This is a genomic window from Gluconobacter potus (assembly GCF_015244705.1).
Classification (GTDB): Bacteria; Pseudomonadota; Alphaproteobacteria; order Acetobacterales; family Acetobacteraceae; genus Gluconobacter; species Gluconobacter potus.
Window position 1 is genome coordinate 71,480 of record NZ_JABCQF010000001.1, and the last position, 20,522, is coordinate 92,001.

19 protein-coding genes and 1 tRNA gene are annotated in these 20,522 nt (G+C 62.2%); 8 read left to right on the forward strand and 12 right to left on the reverse strand.

The features are described 5' to 3' along the window. Both HKD31_RS00305 and HKD31_RS00310 read right to left on the reverse strand, forming a co-directional pair. Positions 1-2,658, reverse strand: a complete 2,658-nt coding sequence (locus tag HKD31_RS00305) for a 2-oxoglutarate dehydrogenase E1 component (RefSeq protein WP_194264020.1) — start codon at positions 2,656-2,658, stop codon at positions 1-3. 132 nt (positions 2,659-2,790) lie between these two features. Next, positions 2,791-3,753, reverse strand: a complete 963-nt coding sequence (locus tag HKD31_RS00310; protein WP_194264019.1) for an alpha/beta hydrolase — start codon at positions 3,751-3,753, stop codon at positions 2,791-2,793. 192 nt (positions 3,754-3,945) lie between these two features. Between HKD31_RS00310 and HKD31_RS00315 the strand changes: the two genes are divergently transcribed. The 5 genes from HKD31_RS00315 (at position 3,946) to HKD31_RS00335 (ending at position 8,082) form a co-directional block, all read left to right on the forward strand. After that, a complete protein-coding gene (locus HKD31_RS00315; protein ID WP_062459372.1) occupies positions 3,946-4,269 on the forward strand; it encodes a hypothetical protein in 324 nt (107 codons plus the stop codon). An 80-nt stretch (positions 4,270-4,349) separates the two neighbouring features. Next, positions 4,350-4,988, forward strand: coding sequence for a 2OG-Fe(II) oxygenase family protein (locus tag HKD31_RS00320; protein ID WP_194264018.1), 639 nt, complete (start codon positions 4,350-4,352; stop codon positions 4,986-4,988). A gap of 23 nt (positions 4,989-5,011) precedes the next feature. Further along, the gene (locus HKD31_RS00325; protein WP_011252447.1) at positions 5,012-6,076 is read left to right on the forward strand and encodes an aspartate-semialdehyde dehydrogenase; all 1,065 of its coding nucleotides are present in this window, start codon (positions 5,012-5,014) and stop codon (positions 6,074-6,076) included. 3 nt (positions 6,077-6,079) lie between these two features. Further along, the gene (locus HKD31_RS00330) at positions 6,080-6,967 is read left to right on the forward strand and encodes an N-acetylmuramic acid 6-phosphate etherase (protein WP_194264017.1); all 888 of its coding nucleotides are present in this window, start codon (positions 6,080-6,082) and stop codon (positions 6,965-6,967) included. 29 nt (positions 6,968-6,996) lie between these two features. Beyond that, positions 6,997-8,082, forward strand: a complete 1,086-nt coding sequence (locus HKD31_RS00335) for an anhydro-N-acetylmuramic acid kinase (RefSeq protein ID WP_194264120.1) — start codon at positions 6,997-6,999, stop codon at positions 8,080-8,082. A 26-nt stretch (positions 8,083-8,108) separates the two neighbouring features. On the opposite strand, the gene HKD31_RS00340 is transcribed toward HKD31_RS00335, so the two are convergent. Beyond that, positions 8,109-8,531 (reverse strand): host attachment protein, encoded by a 423-nt coding sequence (locus tag HKD31_RS00340; RefSeq protein ID WP_194264016.1) that lies wholly within the window; start codon positions 8,529-8,531, stop codon positions 8,109-8,111. Between the two features lie 459 nt (positions 8,532-8,990). Between HKD31_RS00340 and hemH the strand changes: the two genes are divergently transcribed. Beyond that, on the forward strand, positions 8,991-10,022 hold the full coding sequence (hemH, locus tag HKD31_RS00345) for a ferrochelatase (protein WP_194264015.1): 1,032 nt from the start codon (positions 8,991-8,993) through the stop codon (positions 10,020-10,022). A 384-nt stretch (positions 10,023-10,406) separates the two neighbouring features. Beyond that, a complete protein-coding gene (locus tag HKD31_RS00350) occupies positions 10,407-11,717 on the forward strand; it encodes a glycoside hydrolase family 68 protein (protein ID WP_194264014.1) in 1,311 nt (436 codons plus the stop codon). Positions 11,718-11,831: 114 nt separating this feature from the next. On the opposite strand, the gene HKD31_RS00355 is transcribed toward HKD31_RS00350, so the two are convergent. From HKD31_RS00355 to metK, 7 genes are all read right to left on the reverse strand, one after another. Next, positions 11,832-11,908: transfer RNA gene (locus HKD31_RS00355), tRNA-Pro, on the reverse strand. Between the two features lie 60 nt (positions 11,909-11,968). Continuing rightward, entirely contained in the window at positions 11,969-12,676 is a 708-nt protein-coding gene (lepB, locus tag HKD31_RS00360; RefSeq protein ID WP_194264013.1) for a signal peptidase I, read from the reverse strand. Positions 12,677-12,812: 136 nt separating this feature from the next. Beyond that, positions 12,813-13,718 carry an FAD-binding protein gene (locus HKD31_RS00365; RefSeq protein ID WP_194264012.1) on the reverse strand — a complete coding sequence of 302 codons (906 nt, stop codon included), beginning with the start codon at positions 13,716-13,718 and terminating at the stop codon, positions 12,813-12,815. Next, on the reverse strand, positions 13,718-14,467 hold the full coding sequence (locus HKD31_RS00370) for an electron transfer flavoprotein subunit beta/FixA family protein (protein ID WP_194264011.1): 750 nt from the start codon (positions 14,465-14,467) through the stop codon (positions 13,718-13,720). The genes HKD31_RS00365 and HKD31_RS00370 overlap by 1 nt, the downstream gene beginning before the upstream one ends. Positions 14,468-14,573: 106 nt before the next feature. Beyond that, complete coding sequence (locus HKD31_RS00375) at positions 14,574-16,214, reverse strand: electron transfer flavoprotein-ubiquinone oxidoreductase (protein ID WP_194264010.1); 1,641 nt, start codon at positions 16,212-16,214, stop codon at positions 14,574-14,576. Between the two features lie 38 nt (positions 16,215-16,252). After that, positions 16,253-16,948: a tRNA (guanine(46)-N(7))-methyltransferase TrmB gene (gene trmB, locus HKD31_RS00380; RefSeq protein WP_081108534.1), complete on the reverse strand. Its 696-nt coding sequence runs from the start codon at positions 16,946-16,948 to the stop codon at positions 16,253-16,255. Between the two features lie 15 nt (positions 16,949-16,963). Continuing rightward, the gene (metK, locus tag HKD31_RS00385; protein ID WP_011252436.1) at positions 16,964-18,148 is read right to left on the reverse strand and encodes a methionine adenosyltransferase; all 1,185 of its coding nucleotides are present in this window, start codon (positions 18,146-18,148) and stop codon (positions 16,964-16,966) included. Positions 18,149-18,449: 301 nt separating this feature from the next. Between metK and HKD31_RS00390 the strand changes: the two genes are divergently transcribed. Continuing rightward, positions 18,450-19,238: an SDR family NAD(P)-dependent oxidoreductase gene (locus HKD31_RS00390; protein ID WP_194264009.1), complete on the forward strand. Its 789-nt coding sequence runs from the start codon at positions 18,450-18,452 to the stop codon at positions 19,236-19,238. 63 nt (positions 19,239-19,301) lie between these two features. On the opposite strand, the gene dapB is transcribed toward HKD31_RS00390, so the two are convergent. After that, entirely contained in the window at positions 19,302-20,048 is a 747-nt protein-coding gene (gene dapB / locus HKD31_RS00395; protein WP_194264008.1) for a 4-hydroxy-tetrahydrodipicolinate reductase, read from the reverse strand. A 24-nt stretch (positions 20,049-20,072) separates the two neighbouring features. After that, positions 20,073-20,510, reverse strand: a complete 438-nt coding sequence (locus HKD31_RS00400; RefSeq protein WP_194264007.1) for a winged helix-turn-helix transcriptional regulator — start codon at positions 20,508-20,510, stop codon at positions 20,073-20,075. Between the last annotated feature and the right edge of the window lie 12 nt (positions 20,511-20,522).

Below are 20,522 nucleotides of genomic sequence, written 5' to 3' on the forward strand. Positions count from 1 at the left end.
TCAGGACAGGGCGTCCTGAACCAGTTTTTCCTGCTGGGCGGCATGGACGCCCGGTAGCCCTGTTGCGGGAGAAGCCGCGCTTTCGCGACCAACATAGTCCGGGCGCTGCACGCGATGATTGCAGCCTCGAAGTGCGCGTTCGATGCGACGGTCCACGAAAATCCAGGCGCCGTTGTTCTGCGGCTCTTCCTGACACCACAGGACCTGTTCTGCGTCCGGATGACGGGCGAGCTGCTCCATCAGGGCGTGATGCGGGAACGGGTAGAGCTGTTCGATGCGGATGATGGCGACGTCGTCACGGTTCTGGCGCGTCCGTTCGGCAACGAGATCATAATAGACCTTGCCGGTGCACAGGATGATGCGCCGCGCGCCTTCCTCCTTTGCCGGGTCCGCGATGACGGGCTGGAAGCGCGTATGCGGTCCCATCGCGTCCAGCATCGAAACCGCGTCTTTGTTGCGCAGCAGGGATTTGGGCGTGAAGACGACCAGCGGTTTGCGGCAGCGGCGTGCGATCTGCCGGCGCAGGGCGTGGAAGTAGTTGGCGGGCGTGGTGATGTTGCACACGCGCATGTTGTTTTCGGCGCAGAGCTGAAGGATGCGCTCTGGGCGGGCTGAGGAATGTTCCGGGCCGCCACCTTCATAGCCATGCGGCAGAAGCAGGGTCAGGCCAGACGTTCGCAGCCATTTGGTTTCGCCCGAGGCGATGAACTGGTCGAGGATGATCTGCGCGCCATTGGCGAAATCGCCGAACTGCGCTTCCCACAGGACCAGCGCTTCCGGATCACCGAGGGAATAGCCGTATTCGAAGCCGAGGACGGCATATTCCGAGAGCGGCGAGTTCCAGATGTTCAGCGGCGCCTGATGGGGCGCGATATGGGTGAGGGGCGTGTCTTCGCGGCCTGTTTCCTGATCGAACAGGACCGCGTGACGCTGGCTGAACGTCCCACGGCGGCTGTCCTGTCCGGACAGGCGGACCGGGTGCCCGTCCATGGACAGGGTACCGAAAGCGAGGGCCTCGGCCGTGGCCCAGTCGATCGGGCCACCATCGGCGACTGCCTTGCCGCGCGCCACGATCTGTCGGGCCAGACGCGGATGAACGGCCAGACCTTCAGGGATCGTGCCGATGGCCTCCCCAACTTCTTGCAGGCGCCTGAGGGGCACGCCGGTCATGGGCTGGATGCGGTCCTGCTCGTCCTGCAGGCGTGTCGGGTCTTCGGGGCCGTCCAGCCAGTCCGTGCCATCGGGCTGATAGGTCTTGGAGGTCTCGAACTGTTCTTCCAGGCGGTTCTGGAAATGGGTCCACATCTCCTCGACCTCGGCTTTGGTCATGACGCCGGTGCGGATCAGATGATCGGCATAGAGGCTGCGGGTCGTGGCGCGGGACTGGATGGCGTGGACCATCGCGGGCTGCGTGAAGGCGGGTTCGTCGGCTTCGTTATGGCCGTGTCGGCGATAGCAGACGACGTCGAGCACGATGTCGGACTGGAACGTGCGACGCCATTCATGCGCCAGAAACGCACAGCGTGAGACGGCTTCGGGGTCATCGCCGTTGACGTGCAGGATCGGGGCCTGAACGGATTTGGCGATATCGGTGTTGTGCAGGCCGGAATGGGCATCGGACTGGACGGTGGTGAAGCCGATCTGGTTGTTGATGATGACGTGAACCGTACCACCCGTCCGGTAGCCTTCCAGCTTTGACAGGCTGAGAGTTTCGTACACGACGCCCTGTCCCGCGAAGGCTGCGTCGCCGTGGACGAGAATGCCCAGATGGTGCTGGCGGTCCCGGTCCTTTTCGCGGTCCTGATCGGCGCGGACGCGACCGAGCACGACCGGGTCCACTGCTTCCAGATGGGACGGGTTGGGCAGGAGCGAGATACGGACGGTATGGCCGGCGTGTTCGAGCGTGGTGGCGGTGCCGAGATGGTATTTTACGTCGCCTGAACCTTCGATCGTATCGGGCTTGAAGGAGGCGCCGGCGAATTCGCTGAAAATGGCGGCAAACGGTTTGCGCAGGATGTTGGCCATCACGTTCAGGCGGCCACGATGGGGCATGCCAAGCGAGACGGAGCGCACATCGTCCTGTGCGGCGGCATCGATCAGGGTGCGCAGGGCCACGATAACGCTCTCGCCGCCCTCAAGGCCGAAGCGGCGCATGCCCATGAAACGCTTCTGGCAGAACTGCTCGAAGCCTTCGGCGCGGGTGAGGGCGAGGAGAATGCGCTTCTGGTCCAGCGAGGGGCCGGCGGCCGGATTTTCCAGACGGTCAATCCACCACTGGCGCTGGGCCGGGTCCTGAAGATGCATGAACTCGACCGCCGTCGTGCCGCAGTAGGCGCGGCGCAGACGGGCGATCAGATCCCGGTCCGCACCTGGCGGCGTCAGTTCGGGGATGTCGAGTGTGGGAGCGAGGCCGAGCGGGTCCAGCGAGGCGATCGAATGTCCACGCAGGCGATAGGCGAATTTCAGGCTTTCGGCACTGGCATCACTCTGATCAGCCGTATCCGGGCCGGTCAGGCGGTCGGAGCCGAGGGTCTCGAACAGGGACGCAAAAGCCGGGTCCACGGAGGCCGGGTCGTGCTGCCAGCGTGTGTGCAGCTCCGCCAGATAGACGGTGTTTTCGCCATTGATGGCGTCCCGGTCATCATGATGGTCGCCCATGAACTCGTCTCCTGTGTCCCCGGGGGCCGCGCTCCTGCCGGGGAGAGGCGGGGCCGGGGGCTGTCATATGGCCGCGCAGTCTAGCGGATTGGCAGAAGAGGGCCAATCTCCGCCTTTCCCGAACATCCTTTGTCAGAGACCGAAGCCGCGTTTCATGGCGTCGATCCGGCGTGCAATGGAGCGGGTGGCGACCGGTGTGTCTGTCTGGTCGAAGATATGGCAGGCGCCGGGCACGATTTCCAGTTCTACGGAGATGCCCTGATGGATCAGGCGCCGCGCATAGGCGAGATCTTCATCCAGGAACAGGTCCAGCGCGCCGACACACAGATAGACCGGGGGCAGATCGGACAGGTCGGTTGCGCGGGCGGGAGCGGCATAGGGCGAGACGTCTGCCGAACCGGGCGCTACGGGATTGAGGAGGGCCGTCCACATGAAAGTGTTGCTGGCCCGGGTCCACAGGAACTCGCCCCCGACAGGCGAAGCGTCAGGCTGACCCGTGGTCGTGCGGTCGTCGAGCACGGGATAGATGAGGTTCTGGAACAGCAGCGTCGGCCCTTCGCGATCCCGGGTCAGGAGAGCCAGTCCGGCCGCAAGGCCACCGCCTGCGCTCTCGCCGGTCAGGCCTATGCGGGCGGGATCAATCCCGAGTGTGTCGGCGTTGCGCGTGATCCAGCACAGCGTGGTGTAGGCGTCCTCGATCGCGGCAGGAAAGGGGTGCTCCGGAGTGAGGCGGTAATCCGGGGAGATGACCACGCAGTCCAGCTCCTGTGCGAACTGGCAGAGCTGGGTCGTGGTGAGTTCGGGCTGGCCGGCGAAATAGCCGCCGCCATGCAGATGCAGCAGCGCCGTGCGTGGGCCTGTGGCCTCCTTGCGGGGACGGACGGTCAGGAGGCGGATGGGGGGTGCGTTTTCCGTGCCGGGAATGTTCAGGCGCTCAAGGGTGACGGGATAGTCTTCGGCCTGAAGAAAGGATTGTCCGGCGGCTTGTTCAAGGCCAGCGCGAAAGGCGGGCAGGGATTCAGCAGAAAGATCGACCGTCGGGATCTCTTCAAGATGGGGAAGCAGTTCGGGAAGGACGAGGGAGCGTGTGTTCATGAAAGGACGCCTTGGGTCGAGGAAGGGGCGAAAAATGAGGCAGGAAAATCGAGCGGAATTTTAGTGGTCGGACCGCTTGAAGGCAAAAATCTGTTCGTCGTGCCACAAAGTTGCCGCAACTTTTCATGGCTGAGAGTCGTCTAATCTGGTGACCGGTCCTGAGCCGGCCTTGTTGGGATGGGAGTTTCGCTGATGCGTGCTCTGCTGTTTCTTGCAGTTCTGACGGGAAGTGGTCTTGCGCTGACGGATGTGTCAGCAGGAGCGCAGGAACTGCGTCGGGACGGTCTGTCCGCGCATGCGGTTCTGACGGATGAAGTCAGCCAGTCGGGTGTGGATCACCGGATGCTGGAATGCAGGACCGATCCGCGTCTTCTTCATACGGTCTGGGACGGGCGCGTCTCTCCGCAGCCGGGGCCGCATGTCTGCACGGGTGGCGCGAACCGCCTGGGGGCAGGATATGTCCGCTATCTGGCGACGAGCCGGATGGTGAAGGCCCATAAGCCGCTGCGGGGGTAATATTCTTTCGTAAAAGGCAGGTCTCACATGTGTGGAATAGGCCTTGTCGCCGACGTGGGCCGCGTCTAGCCTTCCGCGCCATGAGCAGGATTTCCCTTGATTATGATGCGTTCGAGAGCGCGCCCGTTGCGGAAAAACCGTTTCCGCATGTGGTAGTGCCGCATTTCATCAGCAACGACGATCTGAAGGCGGTTGTCTCGGACCTGCCGGAGATGAAATCCGGTGGCTCCTTTCCGCCGGAAGCGCTGAAGCTGACGCCGCGTGTCTCGGCCATGATCGCGGAACTGCAGGGGCCGAAACTCAAGGCGCTGGTGGCCGAGAAATTCGGGCTGGATCTGGCGGATGCGCCCACCATGCTGACAATGCGTGGGCGCACGCGGGAAAAAGACGGGCGGATCCATCGGGATTCGGAGGCCAAGCTGGTCACGATCCTGCTGTATCTCAATCCGCGCGGGGAGGACTGGGCGTCGCGCGATGGCTGTCTGCGGCTGCTGAACGGGCCGGATGATGTCGAGGATTTCGATGTCGAGGTGACGCCGGCGGAAGGGACGCTGCTGGTATTCCCGAACGGTCCGGCGACCTGGCACGGGCACCGGCAGTTCGTGGGAACACGGTATGCGGTCCAGCTCAACTACATGGCGACGGGGCGCAAGGCCCGCTACGAACTGCGGCGGCACCGTCTGTCGGCGCTTTTAAAGCGTCTGCCCTTTTCGGGCTGATTTTCAGGGAACGGGAAAAGATCATGGGTTATCGGGTTGCGGTTGTTGGCGCCACGGGTGCGGTGGGGCGTGAACTGCTGCGAATTCTGGCGGAGCGGGACTTTCCGGTCGATGAAGTTGTGGCGCTGGCCTCTCCGCGGTCGGCCGGGCGCGAGATTTCTTTCGGGGACAAGAAGGTCCTGAAGGTCCAGAACCTCGAGACGTTCGACTTCAAGGGCTGGGACATTGCGCTGTTTTCGCCGGGTGGAGCGATTTCGGCCGTCTATGCGCCGAAAGCTGCGGCTGCGGGATGTGTGGTGATCGACAACACGTCGCATTTCCGCATGGAGCCTGGTGTGCCGCTGATCGTGCCGGAAGTGAATGCGGCGGCGATCGGCAAGGCCAGCCGTGGCATCATCGCCAACCCGAACTGCTCGACCGCGCAGATGCTGGTGGCGCTCAAGCCGCTGCATGACCTATTCCGGATCAAGCGCATCGTGGTCTCGACCTATCAGGCCGTTTCAGGCGCCGGCAAGGACGGCATGGACGAGCTGTTCGCCCAGACCAAGGGCACGTTCGTCAACGATCCGCCGACGGTCGCGCAGTTCACCAAGCAGATCGCCTTCAACGTCATTCCCCATATCGACCGTTTCATGGATGACGGTGCGACCAAGGAAGAATGGAAGATGGCGGTCGAAACCCGCAAGATCATGGACCCGGACATCAAGGTCTTGGCGACCTGCGTGCGCGTTCCAGTCTTCATCGGACATTCCGAGGCCATCAGCATCGAGTGCGAGAAGCCGGTTGATCTGAAGAAGGCACGCGAGGCGCTGCGCAAGGCCCCGGGCGTGATCCTGCGCGACGAGCGCGAGGACGGTGGCTATGTCACGCCGATCGAATGTGTGGGCGAAGATGCGACGTATGTCTCACGCCTGCGGATCGATCCGTCTGTCGAGAATGGTCTGGCGCTGTGGTGTGTGTCCGACAATCTGCGCAAGGGCGCGGCCCTCAATGCGGTCCAGATCGCGGAAAGCATCGTGGAACAGGGACTTCTGAAGGACGGGCAGCTGTTCCGGCGCAATGAAGTGCCGGATGAAGACGAAGACTGAGCGATGACGTCCTCCCGTACCGAGACGGTTCTTGCGGCCAATGAGGATATCGAGCGCCTGTTGCTCGATGTGCTTCTGGACCGGCTTCTGACGTCCCAGAAGGCGGCTCTGGACCGTGTCGGGGAGGCATTGCCGTCCATCGAGCGGGCCGTCGAGGCCGCTGTCCCGCGGCTTCAGGCTGGTGGCCGGCTGGTCTATGCGGGGGCAGGGACGTCCGGGCGCATCGGGTTACAGGACGGTGTTGAACTGACGCCGACCTTTGGTCTGGCTCCGGAGAAGCTGGTTCTGCTGCTGGCTGGCGGGGCCGGGGCAACGACTCAGGCCGCCGAGGGCGCGGAGGACCGGGAAGATCAGGCGCGGCTTGATCTGATGGAACATCACCCGACCGAACATGACGTGGTGATCGGCGTCGCGGCGAGCGGCAACACGCCCTATACCTGCGCCATCGTTCAGTTCGGGCGGGAAGTGGGTGCGCTGACGATCGGTGTCAGCGGGAATCCGGAATCGCGCCTGTTGCGGGAAGCAGAGCTGGGCATCTGCATCCCGACGGGCGCCGAGGTTCTGGCTGGGTCCACGCGCATGGCTGCCGGGACGGCGCAGAAAGTTACGCTGAACCTGTTTTCCACGGCGCTGATGACGCGTCTGGGGCATGTCTATCGCGGTCGCATGGTGGATATGCGCATCAGCAATGACAAGCTTCAGGCCCGGGCTGAGCGCATGGTCATGGAACTGGCTGGCGGAACGGTCGAGGAGGCGCGTGAAGCGCTAAAACTGGCGCAGGGGAATACCAAACGCGCGGTTCTGCTGCGGCGCGGGGTGGCTCTGGCAGACATCGAGCCGCTTCTGGAGCGGTGTCAGGGCCATCTGCATCTGGCGCTTGCGGAGCTTTGAGCGCGGCGGGAAGTACAGAAGCGTCCGGCATGGTCTGGGCGCTCGGGCTGATGAGCGGGACGTCCCTGGACGGGGTGGATGCCGCTCTGATCGAAACGGATGGCGTGCGCATCGGACGGATGGGGCCGTCCCTGACAGTGCCTTACAGCCCGGAGTTGCGCGCCCGGACCCGCGAACTGCTGGATCGTGCGGCAGGTCTTGCTCCGGATGATGCCGAAGTGCTGGCCGTTACGCGGGAGCTGACCCTCCGGCATGTGGAGGCCGTGCGTCTGCTGCGCGAGAAAGCGTCGGGTCTGGAGCCTGCGGTCATAGGCTTTCATGGCCAGACCATCCTGCATCAGCCGGAACGTGGCCGGAGTTGGCAGATCGGGGATGCCCGGCTGCTGCAGGATCTCTGTAGCGTGCCGGTTATCCATGATTTCCGGTCGCGGGATCTGGAAAATGGCGGGGAAGGGGCGCCGCTGGTGCCGGTGTTTCACGCCGCCCTGCTTCAGCAGGAACAGCGTCCCGTGGCCGTTCTCAACATTGGCGGTGTCGCCAACGTGACGGTTCTGGGAGCGCAGGACCAGCATGGGCAGCGAGGTGTCTGGGCCTGTGATACCGGTCCGGGCAATGCCCTTCTGGACGACTGGGCTCTGCGGCATACCGGCAAACCGTGTGATTTCGGGGGCGCGCTGGCGTCTTCAGGAACGGTTCGTCAGGATGTTCTGGAGGAGCTGCTGGCGATCCCATATTTCACGCGGCCCATGCCCAAGTCGCTTGATCGGCTGAGCTTTCATTCGGAAGCCATGGCGTATGTACGGGATCTGTCTGCGGAAGATGGGGCGGCGACACTGGCAGCCTTTACGGTTGAGGCCGTGGCGCGGACGCCGTTTCCGGTGCAGCCCGAAACGTGGTTTGTCGCGGGAGGCGGGCGCCATAACCCGGTGCTGATGGACGGATTGCGGCGTTGTTTAGGAAATGTGGCATCCGTGGATGTCCTGGGATGGGACGGGGATGCTCTTGAAGCGCAGTGTTTCGGACTTCTGGCCGTGCGCTGTCAGCGGGGGCTGCCCTCTTCCTGGCCGGGAACGACGGGGGTCAGACAGCCCTGCATTGCGGGAAGAGCCCTCTGACGGCCTCCCCGCAGGTCTGCGCGGGATCAGACGGAAGCAAGTTCCGGCCAGCCGGTTTCCGGGCGGTCGAGATGCTTCAGAAGGTCATGGTCCGGCGTATTGACGAGGTCCTTGACCAGCGTCTTGAAAAGCTTCTTCGCCGTCGGCTTGTCGAGATGCTCGCGGATTTCGTGCGAGGCCTGAGCCGGAGCGACAAGCAGGATGCCTTCGACGTCGCTGTTCTGTGCGGCCTTGTTGATATGGGCGGCCAGATCGCGCGTGAAGTGTTCCTTGAGCTGCTCATGCGGATTTTCGTGGGGCGCCTTGATGGAGCCGACATCCGTTTCCGCGTTGGAGCCCTTGTGCAGGTCGAAGCTTGCGATGGTGCGCAGCTGTGCCCCTTCGAGGCGCAGGAAGCGGGCTTTTTCGCCGTCAGCAACAACGTAAATGACGGGATCCTGTGTAGCCATGTCTGGAAAACCTTGTTTCAAAATCAGATGGTGTGTCTGTAACAGCTTCGAGATGGGATGGTTGCCTGCAGACGACAAGATCATGCAGAGTCGTATTCTTCTAACTTGTTGAAAGAATTTGGATATTTCATTTCTTTGAATGTTTTTTGAAGAATTCCGAATTTTTTTGTTGAAACGTGGGGAAGATGTGCTCAATCTCTGAATCGAGCCTACCAGAAAATCTTTTCCAAAGGCTCAAAGGAGGCAAGTATGGCTCTGATGAATACTCTTCTGCCGTATGTTGGTCCTATGACCGTCGCTGTTGCGGTGTTTGCCTATACTTTGCTGCAAGGGACCCGGAAACCGGATGTTTCCTATGCGAAGGTAAGGCATCGACGATAGCGTCCCGCAAGGGGCGCGTATCTCCAGACGCTTTCCCTCTTTCCTAAGTGCCCGCCCGGTTCCACAGTAGAGGGCACTATGGCATTTCTTCACAAAACACCCCGTATCGCTCCTCCGCCAGAAGGCCGGACTGGTATTCTCCTTGTTAATCTCGGAACGCCTGATGACACAGGCTATTTTTCGGTAAGGCGATATCTGAGCGAATTTCTCTCTGACCGTCGCGTCATCGAGAGTCCCCCCCTGATCTGGCAGCCCATTTTGCAGGGCATCATCCTGACAAAACGTCCCTTTGCCAGCGGTGCAAATTACGCGCGGATCTGGCACAAGGAAGAAAATGCCTCGCCATTGCGGGTCTATACGCGCAGGCAGGCCGAGGGGCTGGCTGAACGTCTCCGTGCCGATGGTGTGCCTGTCGAATGGGGTATGCGGTATGGCCGCCCATCCGTCGCGAAGGCTGTTGAGAGCCTGATGGATCAGGGCTGTGACCGGATTATCAGCATTGCGCTGTATCCGCAGTATTCCGCCACGACGACCGCGACTGCCAACGACCAGCTTTTCCGCGCGCTCATGCGTCTGCGTCGTCAGCCAGCCGTCCTGACTGTCCCGTCCTTTCCGGATCATCCTGCTTTCATACGCGCCCTTGAGACGTCCGTGCAGGACACGCTTGCGGGTCTGAGCTTCAAGCCGCAGCAGATCGTGGCGTCGTTTCATGGCCTTCCCAAGACCTGTATCGAAAAGGGCGACACCTATCGCGATGAGTGCGAACGCACGATTTCGGCCCTGCGTCAGGCGCTGGGACTGAGTGAGGAGCAGATGCCCCTGACATTCCAGTCCCGTTTCGGACCGCTGGAATGGGTCCAGCCTTATACGGCGCCCTTCGTCAAAGCCCTGCCGGCCCAGGGAATCACGAAGATTGCCGTCATTATGCCAGGCTTCATGGTGGATTGTCTTGAGACGCTGGATGAGATCGGAAACGAACTTCGGGAAGAATTCATGGAAGCGGGGGGAGAAGAGTTTGCTCTTGTGCCGTGCCTGAACGACTCGAAAGGAGCGATCGATCTTCTTGAAGACCTGTCCCGCTCTGCCATGGCAGGCTTTCAGCGCGGCTGAGCTTTCCCGCTTTTCAGCTTTCATCAGAACCCCACCCGCCATCGGGTGGGGTTTTTTGTAATCCTGGGGCCGGAAAGACCGGCGGATTTTATTTAGCTTGCATTGCGCGCAGCTTTTTCCTATAACTGTGGCACTGAGCCATAAAACATAGTCAAAAACCGGTTCAGAACGCAATTTCACAGAATGGTTTCCATAAAGGCCACTTCCTCGGGGAGCGGCCTTTTTTTGTTGCGTACGTCAGAAGCAAGACACGTTTTCCTGCACAAATATTACGGCTCAGGACAGGATTTCGACCGTCTCTTCTGTTCGGTTTCCAATAACCGGTGTTCTTCCGGTTACTGGAAACCGTCTGATTCTTTTTCATTTTCAGTTACGGGAAAAATCATGAACGCTGTTTCCAGCACGCAGAGCGCAATCCAGTCGGGTTCGCGCTGGACGATCGCTGACGCGATGAAGATTCATACCGATGATCCGACGACGACCATGCCGGTCATCGACTACGCTTTCCCGGTCATCGATTCCGATGTGTGGCAGTGGGACACCTGGCTGCTGCGCGACATCCACGGCAAGACCGTGACCTTCAAGGGCTGGTACGTCATGTTCGCCCTCGTGGCTGATCGCTCCGCAACAGGCGATACGGTCGATGGCTGGCACAGCCGCAACAACTATTCCTATATCGGTTACTACTACAGCCGCACCGGCAATGGCGCGGACTGGCAGTTCGGCGGCCGCGTGATCAAGGAAGGCGCCAATTCCCGCAGTTGGGAATGGTCCGGTTGTGCGGTCATGCGCGAAAACAGCGCCAACACGGTCGATCTGTTCTACACGTCCGTCAATGACTCTCCGTCCGAGTCTGTTCCGTCCTATACGACGGGCCAGGTCATGGCAGACGCCACCGGCGTGTGGTTCGAAGGCTTCGATGTCTGCACGGACATGTTCCAGGCGGACGGCGTGAACTACGCCAATATCGTCGAGGACGCCTATTGGGACTTCCGCGATCCGCATATTTTCCGCAATCCGGACGACAACGAGATCTATGCCCTGTTCGAAGGGAATGTTCCGGGCATGCGCGGTGACTTCACCATCGGTTCCGACGAGATGGGCCTGGTGCCGCCAGCCACCACCGTTCCGGCCGGTGCGCAGTATGGCGCTGCCGCCATCGGCATTGCCCGTCTGAAATCCGACTCCACAAAGGGTGATTTCTCGCAGTGGGAAATGCTGCCGGCGCTTGTTACCGCGCTCGGCGTCAATGACCAGACGGAACGCCCCCATGTCGTGTTCCAGGACGGTCTGACCTATCTGTTCACGATCTCCCATCACTCCACCTTCACCGGCAACAGCACGGGTCCGGATGGCGTGTATGGCTTCGTGTCGCGCAACGGCATTTTCGGCCCATACGCTCCGCTGAACGGATCTGGCCTCGTGCTCGGCAACCCGTCTTCTGCGCCGTACGAGACCTACTCGCACTTCGTCGATCCCGCCGGTTACGTGCAGTCCTTCATCGACACGCTGCCGGAGCCCGGTTCGGCTGATCCGCAGGACCCGACGACCTATCGCATCGGTGGCACACTGGCGCCGACCGTGAAGATCGTTCTCGACGGTGAGCGGACCTTCCTGACGGAAGTCCACGCCTACGGTCAGGTCTACGCCCAGGGCGTCTGGCCGACCTCTTCGGCCTGGGACAAGCGCTCCTGAAGCCAATTTGCCCTCTCCCGAAAGGGGGAGGGCATTTTTCTGCGTTTCAGGCACAGAGATGCGCTGGCCTGAGGCCAAGAAACTGTTGCAGCGATTTCTGGAAAAATTATCGGCTGGTCGGAGTGAGAGGATTCGAACCTCCGGCCCCTGCGTCCCGAACACAGTGCTCTACCAGGCTGAGCTACACTCCGGCCGACGGCGCTTCTCCTACAGGGGTTAACGCTTTCCTGCAAGGGGGCCAGAGCGAAAAATCAGAGAATGAGTGCCGTTCGGGTGATATCCCGCCACGACCAGAGGATGGCACGGGCTTGCCCCTGAAGGTTCCAGACCGGCAGCAGCCCTACGCCGCCGTCGGCAACGCTGACCCGTGAGTCGGCGGAATTGTCGCGGTTGTCGCCCATGACGAACAGATGACCGGCAGGGACCGTGAAAGGCGCGATGTTATCCAGTTCGCCGTCCTGCGAGAGTTTGAGGATGTTGTGATGCACATTGCCCGGCAGGGTCTCGTCATAGCGTTCTGCCGGAAGCCAGATGCCTCTGCGGCTCTCCTCGCGGGCAGGACCCATGTCCTTCCATGCCAGTTCGGTCCCATTCAGGACGACATGTCCCTGGACGAGCGCGATCCTATCACCGGGCAGGCCGATGACGCGCTTGATCCAGGTCTGATGCAGATTGGCCGGTGCCCGGAACACGACGACGTCTCCGCGACGGGGCAGATGTCCGAAGAGGCGTCCTCCGCTGCTGTCACGCGGCTTCAGGGCATGACCGAAGGGCAGGTTGGCCGTGCTGAGACCATAGCTGGGCACAACAACGCCAATCTGGTCCCCGATCATCAGCGTGGGCTCCATCGAGGCCGAAGGTACGATGTAGGCGGCAGCAAGGGCGCTGTGAATGGTCAGGAAGCCCAGAAGGACGGGCAGGCAGGACAGGATGTCTCGGGCGAATTTACGCAGGATCATGATGGGTGTCTCCGTGCCCGGAAGAGTGCCCCATGGGCGCCGGAGAGCCAGTTAAACCTCTGTCAGGTCCTGTCATGAAAAAAGGGGCGTCCCGTCATGGGGCGCCCCTTTTTTGCCGTTTCAGGAAAAGGATGCCTTACAGCGCCTTTTCGAGTTCCGGCAGGACTTCGAACAGATCGCCCACGATGCCGTAATCGGCGACTTTGAAGATCGGCGCTTCCGGATCGGCATTGATCGCCACGATGACGCGGCTGTCCTTCATGCCGGCCAGATGCTGGATCGCACCGGACAGGCCCACGGCGATGTAGAGTTCCGGTGCCACGATCTTGCCGGTCTGGCCGACCTGCATCTCGTTCGGGGCAAAGCCGGAATCCACAGCCGCGCGCGATGCGCCGATGGCAGCGTTCAGCTTGTCGGCAATGGGTTCGAGCAGCTTGAAGTTCGCAGCATCCTTCATGCCCTTACCGCCGGAAATCACCACGCGGGCGGATTCCAGTTCCGGGCGATCAGACGCCGAAAGTTCGACCTTCACGAAGACGGACTTTTCGCTGGCCGGAGCCTCGATCGTCTCGATGGTAGCAGAGCCACCCTCGGCCGCAACCGGATCGAAATTGGAGCCACGGATCGTCAGCACCTTGATGCTGTCGGAAGAGCGGACCGTCGCCAGGGCGTTGCCGGCATAGATCGGGCGCACGAACGTGTCGGCGTCCTTGATCTCGACCACGTCGGGAATGGGCTGCACGTCCAGCAGGCCCGCCAGACGCGGCAGGATGTTCTTGCCGGTGGCGGAGGCTGCGGCCACGATGTGGCTGTAGTCCTTCGCGCGGGCGGCCAGCAGATCGGCAGTGGGTTCGGCCAGATCGTTGACCAGAGCCGGCACGCTGAGAACGCGCGTCACACCCGGCAGGGCAGCAGCGGCTTCAGCACCGTCTCCGAACACGATAGCATCGACGGCACCGAAGCGGGAGGCTGCGGCAACGGCCGAACGGGAAGCCTGACGGACCGCGCCGTTTTCGACTTCAACCAGAACAAGAGCGGTCATCAGATCACCTTCGCTTCTGTCTTGAGCTTCTCGACCAGTTCGGCCGCGCTGTTCACCTTGATGCCTTCCTTGCGCTCGGACGGCTCGGCCACGGAGACCACCGTCAGGCGCGACGCCGTATCGACGCCGAGGCTGTCGATCTCGACCGTCTCAAGCGGCTTCTTGCGGGCCTTCATGATGTTCGGCAGGGAGGCATAGCGCGGCTCGTTGAGGCGCAGATCCGCCGTGATCACGGCCGGGAGCGTGAGGGACACGACTTCCGTGCCACCGTCGATTTCGCGGGCGACCTCGACGCGGCCATCGGCAACCGTCACGGCACTGGCGAACGTACCCTGCGGCCAGCCAAGCTTGGCAGCCAGGATCTGGCCCGTGGCGTTCATGTCGTCGTCGATCGCCTGCTTGCCCATGCAGACCAGGCCGGCTTCCTCGCGTGTGGCAATGGCCTTGAGCACGTTGGCCACGGCGCGCGGCTCAAGCGTGTCGTCCGTACGCACGAGAATGGCGCGGTCGGCACCCATGGCCATGGCCGTGCGCAGAACGTCCTGCGCGGCCTGTGCGCCGATGGTCACGGCCACGACTTCCTTCGCAGCACCCTTTTCACGCAGGCGTACCGCTTCTTCGACCGCGATTTCGTCGAACGGATTCATGGACATTTTCACGCCCTGCGTTTCGACACCGCTGCCATCGGCCGCTACACGTACCTTGACGTTGTAATCGACCACCCGTTTGACTGGGACCAGAACTTTCATCGTCATCTTTCGCTGCTGTCGCCGCCACAAAAACGGGCGCCACCGTAGCGGGACTGACTGAAAAAGTCACATTCCGCTCCGGATGCGCCCGTCTGCAGGAAGAAATTCACATCCCGACCGGATAGTTCGGACCGCCGCCGCCTTCGGGCGTGCACCATTCGATGTTCTGCGTCGGGTCCTTGATGTCGCAGGTTTTGCAGTGCACGCAGTTCTGGGCATTGATCCGGAGCTGCCAGGCGTTTTCGCCCGTCTGTTCCTGTTCATACACCCCGGCCGGGCAGTAGCGGCTCTCCGGCGAATCGAACACGTCATGATTGACGGTGCGCCAGATGGCTTCGTTGCGCAGCTTGAGGTGAACCGGCTGGTTTTCCTCGTGGTTTGTGCCGCTCAGGAAGACCGAGCTGACGCGATCGAAGGTGATCTTCCCGTCAGGCTTGGGATATTCGATCTTCTTGCACAGCGACGCCGGACGCAGCGTTTCGTTATCGGCATGCGGATGGCGCAGCGTCCAGGGGGCACGGCCGCGCAGGATCATGCTGTCGATGCCGGCATAGATCGCGCCGAGCTTCATGCCCCATTTCGCGAAGGCCGGGCGGATGTTGCGGACGTCGCGCAGTTCGGACCAGAGCCAGGACTGGCGGACGCGCGCCGTCATGCTGGCGGCTTCCTTCTTGTCCTTTTCCAGAGCCTCGGCCACGGCTTCGGCCGCGATCATGCCGGACTTCATGGCCGTATGCGTGCCCTTGATCTTGGGCACATTCAGGAAGCCCGCCGAATCCCCAGCCAGCACACCGCCCGGGAAGGTCAGGCGCGGAATGGACTGGAAGCCACCTTCGGACAGGGCACGTGCGCCGTAGATCAGACGCTTGCCGCCCTCGAAATGCTCCCGGAAGGCCGGATGCAGCTTGGTCCGCTGCATTTCCTCGAAGGGCGACAGATAGGTGTTGGCGTAGTCAAGGCCGGTCACGAAGCCGAAGCTGACCAGGTTTTCCCCGAAATGATAAAGCCACGCGCCGCCATAGGTATGGTCATCGAGCGGCCAGCCGAAGCTGTGCTGCACGAGGCCCGGGCGGTGCTTTTCCGCCGGGATTTCCCAGACTTCCTTGACGCCAAGACCATAGGTTTGGGGATCGACGCCCTTGCGCAGGCCGAAACGCTTCATGGCGTGGCCTGTGAGGGAGCCGCGTGCGCCCTCGGTCAGGATGGTCTGCTTCGCCCGCAGGATCATGCCGGGTGTGAAGTTCGGCCCGTGTTCGCCGTCGCGCTCGATGCCCATATCGCCCGTGATGACGCCGGCGACGCGGTTGTCTTCAATGAACAGTTCCGCGCCCGAGAAGCCCGGATAGATTTCCACGCCGAGGGCTTCGGCCTGCTCGCCGAGCCAGCGGCAGACTTCGCCAAGCGAGACGACGTAGTTCCCGTGATTGGCCATCTGCGGCATCACGCGGTCCAGATACGGAACCTCGAACGCGCGCGTTTCGGTCAGGAACAGCATCCGCTCTTCCGTCACCTGCGTGCGCAGAGGTGCGTCCAGATCGCGCCAGTTCGGCAGAAGCTCGTCGAGCGTGCGCGGCTCGATGACGGCGCCCGAGACGATATGGGCGCCGATCTCGCTGCCCTTTTCGATCAGGCAGATGCCCGCATCCGGCATCAGCTGTTTCAGGCGGATCGCGGCAGACAGACCGGCGGGACCGCCACCGACCACCACGACATCGAATTCCATTTCTTCGCGTTCGATCTGGGTCATGATGTCAGGAAACTCGCTGAATAACTGGGTTGGAGAGTTCAGGGGCGGCGCGTGAAGGTCCAGTAGAACGGCACGCGCCCTTCGCGGAAAGCCTTGGCTTCATAACGCGTGGGCGACCAGCCTTCGGGACGTTCCTTGGCCGGGGGCGGCGCATCGAACAGGTCCTGCTGGCCCATCACTTCCGTGACCCAATCCTGATAGACGGGATGGTCACTGGCGACGCGCCAGATGGCTCCGGGTTTCAGGACGCGGTGCATCTGCTTGATGTTTTCCGGATGCACGAAGCGGCGCTTGGCGTGCCGGGCCTTGGGCCACGGGTCCGGGAACATCAGATACGCCCGGTCCAGACATGCGTCAGGCATGTCCTTGAGCAGCAGGCGGGCATCTTCGGCCCAGATGCGGAAATGGGGCGGCGGCGTAGCCGTGTCTTCCTCACCTTCGGGCACGAGGCGCGAAAGCAGGGAGCACAGGCCGTTCTCGAAGACCTCGGAGGCGATATAGCCGACATCCGGGTTCAGTTCGGACTGGCCGATGGCATGTTCGCCGCCGCCAAAACCGATTTCGAGAAAGACGCGCGAAACCGCATCGGAGAAGCCCGCAGCGGGATTCTCCGGTGAGGTAAAGGAAAGCCGGGGCAGCGCCTTCTCAAGAAGGTGCTGCTGCCGGGCCCGGAGCGGATGGCCGCGCTGGCGGCCGTAAAGCCGCTCCGGCTGGGGTTTGAGAGACTCGACCAGGGGTTTTCTGCCAGATTACCGGTTCAGGGCGCCACGCAGCGTGGTGACCAGATCGGTCTGCTCCCAGGTGAAGTTGTCCAGAACCGGGTCCGGCGCACGACCGAAATGACCGTAAGCGGAGGTCGGAACGTAGATCGGACGGTTCAGGCGCAGATGCTTGCGGATGCCGCGGGGGGACAGGTCCACAACTTCGTTGAGGATCGCACCCAGACGGGCTTCGTCCACGTCCTTGCCCGTGCCGTCGAGGTCAACATAGACCGAGAGCGGCTTGGACACGCCGATGGCGTAGCTGAGCTGGATCGTGCAGCGGTCGGCAAGGCCGGCAGCCACGACGTTCTTGGCGAGGTAACGCGCGGCATAGGCTGCCGAACGGTCCACCTTCGTGGGGTCCTTGCCGGAGAATGCGCCACCACCATGCGGGGCTGCACCACCATAGGTGTCGACAATGATCTTGCGGCCCGTCAGGCCGGCGTCGCCGTCCGGTCCACCGATGACGAAGTTGCCGGTCGGGTTCACGTAGAACTCGTCTTCCGGGCAGGTCCAGCCTTCCGGCAGGATGCCGTTGACCACGTCGCGCAGCGTCTCGCGGATCGTGTTCTGGCTCATGCCTTCGACATGCTGCGTGGAAATCACGACGGACGTGACGCCAACGGGCTTGCCATCGACATAACGCAGCGTGACCTGGCTCTTGGCATCCGGCAGAAGGCCGACGCCACGGGCATCACCGTTCTTGCGGTAGTCGCGGATGCGCTCGAGGATCGTCTGCGCGTAATACAGCGGCGCAGGCATCAGGTGCTCGGTCTCGCGCGTGGCGTAACCGAACATGATACCCTGGTCACCGGCGCCCTCGTCCTTGTCGCTGCCGCTGTCAACGCCCTGGGCGATGTCTGCGGACTGTGCGTGCAGGTAGGAGGTGATGTCGGCCTTCTTCCAGGAGAAACCTTCCTGGTCGTAGCCGATGTCCTTGATGGCTTCACGGGCACGGTCGATCAGCGTGTCTTCGACCTCTTTGGGGCCGCGGACTTCACCGGCCAGGATGACGCGGTTGGTGGTGACCAGCGTCTCACAGGCAACACGCGCTTCCGGATCGGCCTGCAGATAGGCGTCCAGAACGGTATCGGAAATGCGGTCCGCCACCTTGTCGGGATGGCCCTCGGAAACGGACTCGGACGTGAAAAGGAAATCGCCGTGATTGCGCACTCAGGGACCTCGCAGGGAATGAGTGGTGAGAAGGGCCACAGGGTGTCTTGGCAGACAGGCTGTGGCATTCAGGGAGGTGACGGCTTGGCGGAATTGGTCGCAAGGGTCAAGGGGCTGCATGGGGTCTGAACGCGGTTTTCTGCGGGAAAGTCCCGAAAACCGCCGTCAGATCACAAAAAAGAGAGCTGGCGCCCCCGTTTCATTTTTCAACGACACCGTCCATGCTGCGTTCGTGTTCCCGCGACCCTTGTTGCCCGTCACGGGTGCGGTCCCGGGAAAAACAGAGTTTGAGGCATTCGGAATGTCGAAGAAGTTTAACGGTAAAGTCTGTCTGGTCACCGGCGCGGGTGGCAATATCGGTCTTGCGACCGCCCTTCGTCTGGCAGAAGAGGGCACGGCCATCGCCCTTCTGGACATGAACCGCGAGGCCCTGGAAAAAGCGGAAGCCTCCGTCCGTGAAAAGGGCGTCGAGGCCCGCTCCTATGTCTGTGACGTCACGTCCGAAGAGGCCGTGATCGGGACGGTGGATAGCGTGGTCCGGGACTTCGGGAAGATCGACTTCCTGTTCAACAATGCCGGCTATCAGGGCGCCTTTGCCCCCGTGCAGGACTATCCGTCAGATGACTTCGCGCGCGTGCTGACGATCAACGTCACCGGCGCGTTCCACGTCCTCAAGGCCGTCACTCGCCAGATGATCGCCCAGAACTACGGTCGCGTCGTCAACACCGCCAGCATGGCCGGTGTGAAGGGGCCGCCGAACATGGCCGCCTATGGCGCGTCCAAGGGTGCCATCATCGCCCTGACCGAAACCGCCGCGCTGGACCTCGCCCCTTACAACATCCGCGTGAACGCCATCAGCCCCGGTTACATGGGGCCCGGCTTCATGTGGGAGCGCCAGGTCGAACTTCAGGCCAAGGTCGGAAGCCAGTATTTCTCCACCGATCCCAAGGTCGTGGCCCAGCAGATGATCGGCAGCATCCCGATGCGCCGCTATGGCGACATCAACGAAATCCCCGGTGTGGTGGCGTTCCTGCTGGGGGATGATTCCAGCTTCATGACGGGTGTGAACCTGCCGATTGCTGGTGGTTGATCGGGGGAGTCCGGGCTCTGCCCGGGCCCGGCAGGGATCTTGATCCCTGCACCCTGTTTTCGGTTAGCGTTTTAACGCGTCGGCCATTGTGTAGAGGCCGGCGGAGCGTCCTGCCAACCATCTTGCGGCCAGTAGGGCGCCTCTTGCGAAAACCCTTCGGTCCAGTGCGCGGTGGGACAGGGTGATCTGTTCGTCCGCGGCCATCAGAACAAGATCGTGTTCGCCTATGATTTGGCCGCCGCGCAGGGAGGCGAATCCGATTGCCCCATCCGGACGGCGGCCATTCTGGTCGGTCCGGGCCACGTCCTCGAACCTGACCCCACGCCCTTCCGCCACAGCCCGGCCAATCGCCAGTGCCGTGCCGGACGGCGCATCCAGTTTCTGGCGATGATGAACCTCCAGAATTTCCGCATCATAATCCGGCAGCCCTGCGCCAAGCTGACGCGCTAGTTCCAGAAACAGCGTCAGCGCCGGTGAGAAATTGGCGGCCTGAAGAACAGGAATATGCTGTGCCGCAGCGTTCACGGCATCCTGCGCGCCCTGATCGAGCCCCGTTGTTCCCAGAACCCAGGCGCATCCGGCCTGCGCGAAGGCTGCCGCATGGACCGGTACGGTCGAAGCATGGCTGACATCGATCACGACATCGCAGCTTTTCGCGAGTGCGGCGGGATCGGTGGTGATGTTGCGCTGGGGGTCTGCTGTCCGGGAGAGGCCGCCGACGAGAGCGTCCCCGGCCTCTTCGGCGCAGAGCGTTCCAAGCCGGCCGGTAATGCCGGCGATACCAATACGGGGAGCGGAAATCTGGGTCATGGTCGGTCCATCAGAACGGAAAAATCAGATGTTGGCGTCAAGCCGGGCGTCGAAACGGGTACGGGCCGCCTCGATTTCGGGGCGGTTCGACAGCGCCCACTGACCAAAGGCTTCGGTCAGCGTCCACAGCGATTCCCCAAGCGTCGTGAGTTCATAATCCACGCGTGGTGGAGTCGTCGGCGTGACGGTTCGCAGCACGAGGCCGTCGCGTTCCAGATTGCGCAGGGTCAGGGTCAGCATCCGCTGTGAAATCCCGTCGATCGCGCGCCGCAACTCGCTGAAACGGTGCGGCCCGCGCCCGAGCGACTTGACGATCAGGATGCTCCACTTGTCCGTCGTGCGCGCGAGGATGGAGCGGATAACGGCGCAGGCATCGCTGCTATGCGTGTCGTCAGCCGGGGGCGCAGCCTGCACTGTGGCCAGCTTCGGGAGAGGGGCGGTTTCACTGACGCGAACATCCATGTGCCTATGGCT